This window comes from Neisseria sp. HMSC70E02, assembly GCF_001838645.1.
Lineage (GTDB): Bacteria > Pseudomonadota > Gammaproteobacteria > Burkholderiales > Neisseriaceae > Neisseria > Neisseria macacae.
In genome coordinates this window covers 92,105-100,829 of record NZ_KV838082.1, presented here as the reverse complement: position 1 = coordinate 100,829, position 8,725 = coordinate 92,105, and the positions used below count along the sequence as shown (strand labels likewise).

Sequence of the window (8,725 nt, the reverse complement as noted above, 5' to 3'; positions counted from 1 at the left end):
GGCAGACGCTCTACCAACTGAGCTAATCACCCGAAAATAAAAAATACCGACGATGTCAGTATTTTTGAAATTTGGCGCGGCGGACGGGGCTCGAACCCGCGACCCCCGGCGTGACAGGCCGGTACTCTAACCAACTGAGCTACCACCGCGCATCATTGTTTTGCAACAATGAAAGGAAACCTGGTGGGTGATGACGGAGTCGAACCGCCGACATTCTGCTTGTAAGGCAGACGCTCTACCAACTGAGCTAATCACCCTTGTCGCTGTATTTGCGAAGACGCTATTAAATCAAAAAAGCATCCGCCGCGCAAGCTTTATTTTTCAGTGTATTAGGTATTTCCTTGCAAACTCCAGTTTTCAAAAGAAATAATTTCCTCCTGTCTGCCTGCGACGACCAAAATATCATTCGGTTGAAGCTGGAAATCCAAGTCGGGGTTTTCTATCCTGCTTGTGTTTCGGCGGATAAATAGAAGTTTGATGCCTGCGTTATCCAAAGGCAAATCACGGATGGTCTTGCCGATGGCGTAGGCTTCGCCTGTCAGAGGGAAGGCGTGGCGGCATATGGATTTGCCTTCTTCACCGAATCCGTTTTCATCATCGCTGCCGACAAACAAGCCTTCCAGAGAGGCGTAGCGGCTGTGTCGTATGTTGGTAATGGTTTGATAAACATGGCTGTATGTCGCGCCATTGCCCAACATGGCGTAGCTTGCCAGCACCAAGCTGGTTTCTTTGGTATCGGATACTGCCTCTTCTGCGCCCATATCTGTGAAGATTTTGACGTAATCGTCATTGGTCGCCCGAACATACACGGGCATGCTCGGATGCAGTGACATGATATTGTCGAGAACATGCTGGGTTTCGTGCATATTGTTCAGGGTAATGACCACCATTTTGGCGCGTTCCAAACCTGCGGCTTCCAAGACTTCCCGCCGCTTGGCATCGCCGAACGAAACCGGCTCGCCCGCATTGCGTGCCACCTGAACCCTGCCGATATCAAGGTCGAGGGCGAAGTAGGGGATGTTTTCCTGAGCCAAGACGCGTCCGACGGTCTGACCGCCGCGTCCGAAACCGATAATCAGGACGTGGTCGGATTTGCTCATGGTTTCTACCAACATGCTGTGCAAATCCAATGCCTTCATATCCCAGCTTGATTTGACAAAACGGCTGACGATGGCATCGCTGCTGCCCAAGATGAATGGGGCGATAATCATGGACAACAGAATCGCTGCCGTAGCTGCCTGCTCCAGCTCGGGCGACACCATATTCATTTTGCTGGAGATGTTTAACATCACAAAACCGAATTCGCCGCCTTGTGCCAAGTAGAGGGCTGTTTTCAAGCTGTCTGCAATCGGATGCTTCATATGCAAGGCGATAAAGAAGACGACCAATGCTTTCAATACCAGCAGGATTGCCAGCAAAATCAGAATCTGCTGCCAGCCGCCGATTAAAGCCTGGATATCCAGTTTCATGCCGACCGTGATAAAGAAGAAGCCGAGCAGAATATCGCGGAACGGACGGATGTCGTCTTCCACTTGGAAACGGTATTCCGTTTCCGAAAGCAGCATACCGGCGACGAATGCGCCCAATGCCATCGACAAGCCTTCCAGTTCGGTCAGATAAGCTACGCCCAAGGTTACCAGTAGGACGTTGATCATAAACAATTCAGACGACTTGCGTTTGGCGACCAGTCTGAACCAGCGCGACATCACCTTGCTGCCGACGACGAATAACACGCCCAGCGTGACCAGCATTTTCAATCCGGCAAGACCGAGCGCCGCTCCCAAGCTGCCTTCATCGCCCTTTCCTGACAACGCGGGAATCAGGATCATCAGCGGTACGACGGCAATATCCTGCATCAACAAGACGCCCATCGCCATTTGACCGTGCGGCTGTCCCAATTCGGTTTTTTCGGACAGGATGCGGCTGACGATTGCCGTGGACGACATGGTCATCGCCCCTGCTGCGGCAAACGCCCAATTAAAGCTGACGCCCATCAGCATCAAAATGCCGATAATCGACAGCATGGTCACAATGACCTGCAAACCGCCCAAACCAAACACCAAGCGGCGCATCGCTTTGAGCTTGGGTAGGGAGAATTCGAGACCGATACTGAACATCAGGAATACGATACCGATTTCGCCCAGATAATCAGTCGCATGGCCTTGCGGAATCAGCTTCAACATACCCGGACCGGCGATAAAGCCGACCAAAAGATAACCGAGCATGGAAGGGATATTGAATTTACGGCAATAAATCACCGTAATGACGGAAACGAGGAGGACGATAACGATGGGTGCGAGGGAAAAAGTTTCGTGCATAGAGCGGGCGGCCTTTTATTTGGAAAACAAGTTATATTTTTGATAGGCCGTCTGAAAACACGCAGAGGGTGGTATCAACGGGTTATCTAAACGGATAGTCAAAATTATATCAAAAAATCTGTAAAGTAATGCTTTATATAGCCAAAAAAATGCTGTTCGAAATATCGGCAGTGGGATTTGGGTATCTGGTGGCGGGGCGATTGCTTCAGAGTGAATGAGTTTTAAATCAGGGGTGTATCGGCAACATGCAATAATTAGATAAGTTATTGTAAAGTTTTATCGGTTAAAAGGGTCGTCTGAAAACTTGATTTCAGACGACCCTTTTAGTGCTTAATGCGGTTTAAAACAAGCAAGATATGTTGCTTTACGAGTACATTCCGACGACTACTCTTTCTCCAGCGCATATATTACCGCCCTATGCGTCTCACCCGTCGGCTTGGAAAAGAAGTGTTCTTCAGTGTGATGAGGATAAAATCCGCATTTTTCCAGCACGCGTTGCGAAGGGGTATTTTCCTGATAAGCCACAGCCCAAAGCCGCACCAGAGACAATTCCTCAAAAGCATAGGCAACCACCGATTGCACCGCTTCGGTTGCATAACCCTTTCCCCAAAAATCCTCGCCCAGCCAATAACCTATTTCCGCTTCACGGTCGCTCATCGGCAGATTGCTGTCGTTTTGAAAAAGTAGGCCGATGCTGCCTATCGCTTGATTATCTTCCAAGCAAATGGCAAAACTATGCGGCTTGCGGAGGACGTGTTCAATAATTTCGCGGCTTTCCTCCATGCTGGTATGAGGAGGCCAGCCGCACATCGCTCCGATTTTAGGGTTGCGGGCTTGTTCGTACACCGATTCAGCATCGGTCAGCGTCCAAGAGCGGAGGATTAGGCGGACTGTTTTTAGTGTTTCCATGCTCAAAAATGCCTAATATTGTTTGGAAATTTTTTGAAACGCTGCTTTCAGACGACCTTAGCAAAGTGCAGGCTGCTTCTGGTTTTGAATGTGCAAAAAACAGCCTGCACTTTGGTTTACAAACCCAATTCCCCCCAAATCTCATCAATCTTAGCCGTAACCGCAGGGTCTTTTTTGATTACCCGTCCCCATTCGCGGTCGGTTTCGCCCGGCCACTTGTTGGTCGCATCCAAGCCCATTTTGCCGCCGAGTCCGCTGACGGGGCTGGCGAAGTCGAGGTAGTCGATGGGCGTGTTTTCCACCAAAACGGTGTCGCGCACGGGGTCCATGCGCGTGGTTACTGCCCATATGACTTCTTTCCAGTCGCGCACGTTCACATCGTCATCCACCACGATGATGAATTTGGTGTACATAAACTGGCGCAGGAACGACCAGCAGCCCATCATCACGCGCTTGGCGTGTCCGGCGTACTGTTTTTTCATGCTGACCACCGCCATGCGGTAGGAGCAGCCTTCGGGCGGCAGGTAGAAATCGGTGATTTCGGGGAACTGCTTTTGCAAGAGCGGTACGAACACTTCGTTCAACGCCACGCCCAAAACGGCGGGTTCATCGGGCGGTTTGCCCGTGTAGGTGGAGTGGTAAATCGGGTTTTCGCGCATGGTAATGCGTTCGACCGTGAACACGGGGAAATGGTCCTGCTCGTTGTAATAGCCCGTGTGGTCGCCGTACGGGCCTTCCAGCACGGTTTCGTTCGGATGGATGACGCCTTCCAGCACGATTTCGGCACGGGCGGGCACTTGTAAATCGCTGCCGATACATTTCACCAGTTCCGTCCGCGAACCGCGCAGCAGTCCGGCAAACTGGTATTCACTCAAGGTATCGGGAATGGGCGTTACCGCGCCCAAAATGGTGGCGGGGTCGCAACCGAGGACAACGGCGACGGGATACGGCGTATCGGGATTGAGTTTGTGGAATTCCTGATAATCCAACGCGCCGCCGCGATGCGATAACCAGCGCATAATCAGCTTGTTTTTGCCGATGAGTTGCTGGCGGTAAATGCCGAGATTTTGGCGTTTTTTGTGCGGCCCGCGCGTGACGGTCAAGCCCCATGTTACCAGCGGCGCAACGTCTTCCGGCCAGCAATGTTGAATCGGAAGTTTATACAAATCAACGTCTTCACCTTCCCGCACGATTTCCTGACACGGCGCATTTTTCACCACGTTTGGCGCCATGCTCCAAATGTCTTTCAACAGCGGTAGTTTGGAAAACGCGTCTTTGATGCCTTTGGGCGGTTCGGGTTCTTTTAAATACGCCAGCGTCTGCCCGATTTCGCGCAGCTTGGACACGCTGTCCGCGCCCATGCCCATCGCCACGCGTTCGGGCGTGCCGAACAGGTTTGCCAATACGGGATAATCGTAGCGCGTACCGTCGGGCTTAATTGGGTGTTCAAACAGCAACGCCGGCCCTTCGGCACGCAGCACGCGGTCAGCAATTTCGGTCATTTCCAAATGCGGGGAAACGGGATGCGCGACGCGTTTGAGTTTGCCTTGCTGCTCAAGCATGGCGATGAAGTCGCGTAGGTCTTTGTATTTCATGTTGATCCTTATTTGAGGTCGTCTGAAAACCGGACTTTGGATTTCAGACGACCTGAATCATAGATTGCAATATAGCTTCGGGGCATTCGCTGTTTTCGGCAAAAAAACAATATTCACTATATGGATTGTGAATACTGAACTTCCAGCCCTTGTAGCAGAAATCTATCCACGTTTCGCCTGTTATTTCATCATAAACGAAGGCGGTAAGGATTCCGCCTAAGCGGACAATTTGCCGCAACAGGCTCGACGGCGGGCAGGTTTGCGGCAGTTGCAGGAACAGGCGGGAGCCGTCGGACATGGTTTCGTTCAATAGAGGGCGGTTTGCCATTCGGTCCTTAATAGTCTGCACCGAATGCCGCCTCTATCCTTGCATGCGCTTCGGCATATTCTATGCCTTGATAAAAGTCGCGCACCAGCGGATGTTCGCTGCCTTGATGCAGTTGCAGCAGGGGACGCCGGTTGTCGGACTGGGTAACGACATTGCAGTGCAGGCCGAAGGTGTCGGATTCGTAAGGGGGCAGCCGGTTGCATATCCTGCCGAAATAAACGACGTTTTCCGGATTGTCGTGAAAGTCGCTTTGATAGTCGTTAAAACTCTTTTCACTGACGGATACCCACACGCCGTATTCCAGCGTTTCCTCATGCCCGATAATCGGAATAAGCAACACCGCGCGGATAAAACGGTCGGTTTGGTCGGGATAGCGGATGATACAGAAATCAGAATCACATTCCGCTTGATAAGCAATGCGTTCTTCTTCACTGAGTTGGTTATAGGGATCGGGAGTGGCAAAACAGAGCGCAGGCATGTCTTCATGTTTTTCGCCGCAGGAAGTGCAGGTGTACATGATGGATTCCTTTTGAGTTTTAGGTGGGGCTGGTTTTCAGACGATCTTTTATAGCTGGTTTGAAGTCTGGGTCGTCTGAAAAACAGGGCGCAGCCTATATTGCACTAGTGGTTTTTTCGGCTATGGTTTTCAATGCCTTCTGCCACGGTGGCTAAAAAATCCAGATATTTTGGGTCTTCGTCCAGCCACGCTTCGCCGTCCAAACCCATGTAGGCGCGCATCAGCTCGTCAGCGGCGCGTTCCATATTGCCCAATTCAAACTGCGCCTGTCCTAAACGCAAATGCAAAAACGGGTTGCCGATTGCGTCCGGGCAATACATGGCGTGGCTTAAATGCTCGTGCGCGGCGGTAAAATCGCCGCTCAAGAAATCCGCATCGCCGATGGCTGCCAGAATCCATGTTGCCGCTTCCCAGTCGGTTTTCGGTTCGGGCAACAAATCTCATGCCTGCCAATAGAGGTCGAGTGCTTCGGCGTATTGCCCGTCTTCCGCCAACGTGTCGCCTTGTTCGCAAAGCCGGCAAATGGTGTCGTAGGGTTGGTCGTTTAATTCGCTCATGGTTTATGTCCAATCGTAAGTAAATAGAACAAGTCTGCTGATCGGCTCGTACAGCATGACAATATTGTCTGCGCCATGGGAATAGGAATAGCCGCAAGCTGAGGCGATATGGTAAAAACGATTGCCATTGTGGGTAATGGTGACGTTCCCGTCTTCGTCTTGCGTCATTTTGTAAGCAGACGGGATGTCGTCTGAGGTTGACCAGTTGCTGCTTTCAATGCGTTCTCCACCCAAGCTGTTCAGAAATAATCCGTCATACTCGCTGTAATAGGGCTCTCCACCGTAATACCCTGTTTTTTCCTGAAATGCTTTTTTATGTTCGGCATAGTTTTTCAGGTTTTCGGCAAAATATTTTTCCAAATACGGATCGGTCAGCAAATGTTTGTTGGCCGGACCGCGGAGAAAATAACGCTCGTCACCCAAAAATTCGTAACGGTTGTCTTCAGTCAAGCGGAATGAAAGCCAGTTAATTCCGATAAATTCATTATGGGCGAACTGCGTCAGCTCGCCGATTAAGCCGTCGCCCGGTTCCTGCGGATTGATCAAATGCAGCGTTATGCCTTTCCATTCGGGATTGATTTCCACTAAGTCGATACTGATACAAGGCAGAAAATGTTCTTTCAACCATGGCTGTTTTTCGGAAAACACGGTTTCAGCTTCGGGAAATGCATGTAGGTTTTCATTTAGTTCGTTAATAATTTCGCGATAATTCATGTTGTAGTCTTTATTGATGAGCGTTGGTTTATGTTGATGATGGATAAAGTTTAAATCCGAAGTCCGGGTTGTCTGAAAAACGGATTTTGGTTTTCAGACGAACTGAATCATAGACAGTTTATATGCAGCTGCCCAAGGCTTTCAGTTCTTTTTTAACCACTTGCTTTTGCTCATTGGTTTGGATGGTCAAAGATAAGAAAAAAGCATCGCAAGGGCTGAATTTGGACCAATGTTTTTTTACGGGGAAATGGCCTTCGGGCAGGTTGGAACTGTAATAATGGTCAGGTTCTTGAAACGCCAGTTTTAATCCGTATTTGTTTTGCCAGTCGCGCAGTTGCGCTTCAGTTGCGCCGATTGGAAGGCTGTCCAAGCGCTGCTGCCACATTTGTTGGCTGCGCTCCAATCCTTGGCGGTCGTAATCAATGCTAGAGCCGCAGGCAGTAAGTGAAAGGCCGGTGATGAGCAATAATAGGGATGAGGCAAGGCGTACCATTTATGAATGTCCTTAGATGATGGTTTGAAACGATTGGCGTTCAGACGACCTTTTATGCTTTCGATTCATTCTGAGTCAGGGTCAATATTATTATCAAGAAAACGGTCTTTGTCAGCCATAAATATATTTTCTCATTTAAAATATGCATATTGAGCAATTGCTGAGGGAATAATATGGAAATACCTTCTATCAGATTTTTGAAGATTACTGCATGATTTTTTAACTATGTTTGGCGGCATAATGTAAAAAGGTCGTCTGAAAACCCAAATCCGTTTTCAGACGACCTTACAAGTGATACGAGGTGTCTATATAGCCATCTCCTTTAATCAGAAACTTTTTAAAAACACAATTTCGGGAAACAATATGAACAAATTGAATGGACAACACGCCGTAGAAAACGCCCTATCCTCCGGCATGGGCTGCTTTATAAAGGGCACTTTGGTAGAAACGGAAGAAGGCTGGACGCCGATAGACGAACTGAAGGTGGGCGATTTGGTGATGTCGCGGCCGGAAAACGGCATCGGCGAGGCGGTGCCCAAGCGGGTGGTGAACACCTTCCGTTATGAAGACAAAGAAGTGGTGATGTTAAGATTTTCCCAATTCCCCAAAAGAAATAGGGGGGAGGGGAATTGGTTGCTACTCCCAATCACCCGTTCTGCGTGTATGGCGTCATCACCAACCTGATTCTTGAGCATCCGGAGTTTGGCAAGCTCGGCGCTTATTGGAAGGGCTGCGATTACGACAGCAGCGATATGTTCAACGGGCCGGACGGCTGGGAGAAATACGACGCTCTATCGGCCTTTGAAAAAACCCCCTACGAAATGCGGCTGTACGAACAGCCGGTGTGGAAGCACGCCGACCAGCTCGAGCGGGGCGACGTGGTGTTGGGTTGTCAAAAGTATTATGTGGTGGAGGATTACCGCCCGCTGTATGTCTACCGCGATACCGATCAGGCTTGGGCGCAGCCGATCAATCTGGCCTATGGCTGGAAAGAGTCGGATTTAGGCAACAGCTATGAGATGGTTCTAACTGACGAATCGCTGAATTGCCCGACATTGGATTGGGCGGATGTGCCGAACGACGAGAACCTGCTGTATGTGGATGAGGACGGACAACGGCATTACCGCCGCTACCGCACCACGGTTTATAACATTGAGGTTGAGGATTACCACACCTATTGCGTCGGTTATCAATGTATCTTGGTACACAACCAGAACTGCGGCACAGAGCGGCGCAGCCGGGTGGACAGCCCGGTAATCCGCGACGGCGGGCAACCATAACGCCGCTGTTTGCA

Annotated in this window: 10 protein-coding genes and 2 tRNA genes; 2 read left to right on the top strand and 10 right to left on the bottom strand. The window is 50.1% G+C overall.

The features are described from left to right. Positions 1 to 72 precede the first annotated feature (72 nt). The 10 genes from HMPREF3277_RS05485 to HMPREF3277_RS05440 all read right to left on the bottom strand — a co-directional run bounded on the left by HMPREF3277_RS05485 (position 73) and on the right by HMPREF3277_RS05440 (position 7,431). Positions 73 to 149 (bottom strand) — tRNA-Asp (locus HMPREF3277_RS05485). Positions 150 to 181: 32 nt separating this feature from the next. Further along, positions 182 to 257 (bottom strand) — tRNA-Val (locus HMPREF3277_RS05480). 72 nt (positions 258 to 329) lie between these two features. After that, positions 330 to 2,318: a monovalent cation:proton antiporter family protein gene (locus HMPREF3277_RS05475; protein ID WP_070774262.1), complete on the bottom strand. Its 1,989-nt coding sequence runs from the start codon at positions 2,316 to 2,318 to the stop codon at positions 330 to 332. A 384-nt stretch (positions 2,319 to 2,702) separates the two neighbouring features. Beyond that, positions 2,703 to 3,227 carry a GNAT family N-acetyltransferase gene (locus HMPREF3277_RS05470; protein ID WP_070870286.1) on the bottom strand — a complete coding sequence of 175 codons (525 nt, stop codon included), beginning with the start codon at positions 3,225 to 3,227 and terminating at the stop codon, positions 2,703 to 2,705. A 116-nt stretch (positions 3,228 to 3,343) separates the two neighbouring features. Then, positions 3,344 to 4,822 carry a 4-hydroxy-3-polyprenylbenzoate decarboxylase gene (gene ubiD / locus HMPREF3277_RS05465; RefSeq protein WP_070870285.1) on the bottom strand — a complete coding sequence of 493 codons (1,479 nt, stop codon included), beginning with the start codon at positions 4,820 to 4,822 and terminating at the stop codon, positions 3,344 to 3,346. 43 nt (positions 4,823 to 4,865) lie between these two features. After that, complete coding sequence (locus HMPREF3277_RS14890) at positions 4,866 to 5,150, bottom strand: hypothetical protein (protein ID WP_070870284.1); 285 nt, start codon at positions 5,148 to 5,150, stop codon at positions 4,866 to 4,868. A gap of 7 nt (positions 5,151 to 5,157) precedes the next feature. Continuing rightward, positions 5,158 to 5,667, bottom strand: a complete 510-nt coding sequence (locus HMPREF3277_RS05455; RefSeq protein ID WP_070870283.1) for a DUF2199 domain-containing protein — start codon at positions 5,665 to 5,667, stop codon at positions 5,158 to 5,160. 104 nt (positions 5,668 to 5,771) lie between these two features. Continuing rightward, positions 5,772 to 6,101, bottom strand: coding sequence for a tetratricopeptide repeat protein (locus HMPREF3277_RS05450; RefSeq protein ID WP_246830765.1), 330 nt, complete (start codon positions 6,099 to 6,101; stop codon positions 5,772 to 5,774). Positions 6,102 to 6,227: 126 nt separating this feature from the next. Beyond that, complete coding sequence (locus HMPREF3277_RS05445; protein ID WP_070870282.1) at positions 6,228 to 6,938, bottom strand: hypothetical protein; 711 nt, start codon at positions 6,936 to 6,938, stop codon at positions 6,228 to 6,230. A 118-nt stretch (positions 6,939 to 7,056) separates the two neighbouring features. Next, the gene (locus tag HMPREF3277_RS05440; RefSeq protein ID WP_003759920.1) at positions 7,057 to 7,431 is read right to left on the bottom strand and encodes a hypothetical protein; all 375 of its coding nucleotides are present in this window, start codon (positions 7,429 to 7,431) and stop codon (positions 7,057 to 7,059) included. A gap of 363 nt (positions 7,432 to 7,794) precedes the next feature. On the opposite strand from HMPREF3277_RS05440, the gene HMPREF3277_RS15575 reads away from it, so the two are divergent. Together HMPREF3277_RS15575 and HMPREF3277_RS05435 are read left to right on the top strand one after the other, a co-directional pair. Further along, positions 7,795 to 8,115, top strand: a complete 321-nt coding sequence (locus tag HMPREF3277_RS15575; RefSeq protein ID WP_246830764.1) for a Hint domain-containing protein — start codon at positions 7,795 to 7,797, stop codon at positions 8,113 to 8,115. Beyond that, positions 8,061 to 8,711, top strand: coding sequence for a hypothetical protein (locus HMPREF3277_RS05435; protein WP_246830763.1), 651 nt, complete (start codon positions 8,061 to 8,063; stop codon positions 8,709 to 8,711). The genes HMPREF3277_RS15575 and HMPREF3277_RS05435 overlap by 55 nt, the downstream gene beginning before the upstream one ends. Positions 8,712 to 8,725 lie beyond the last annotated feature (14 nt).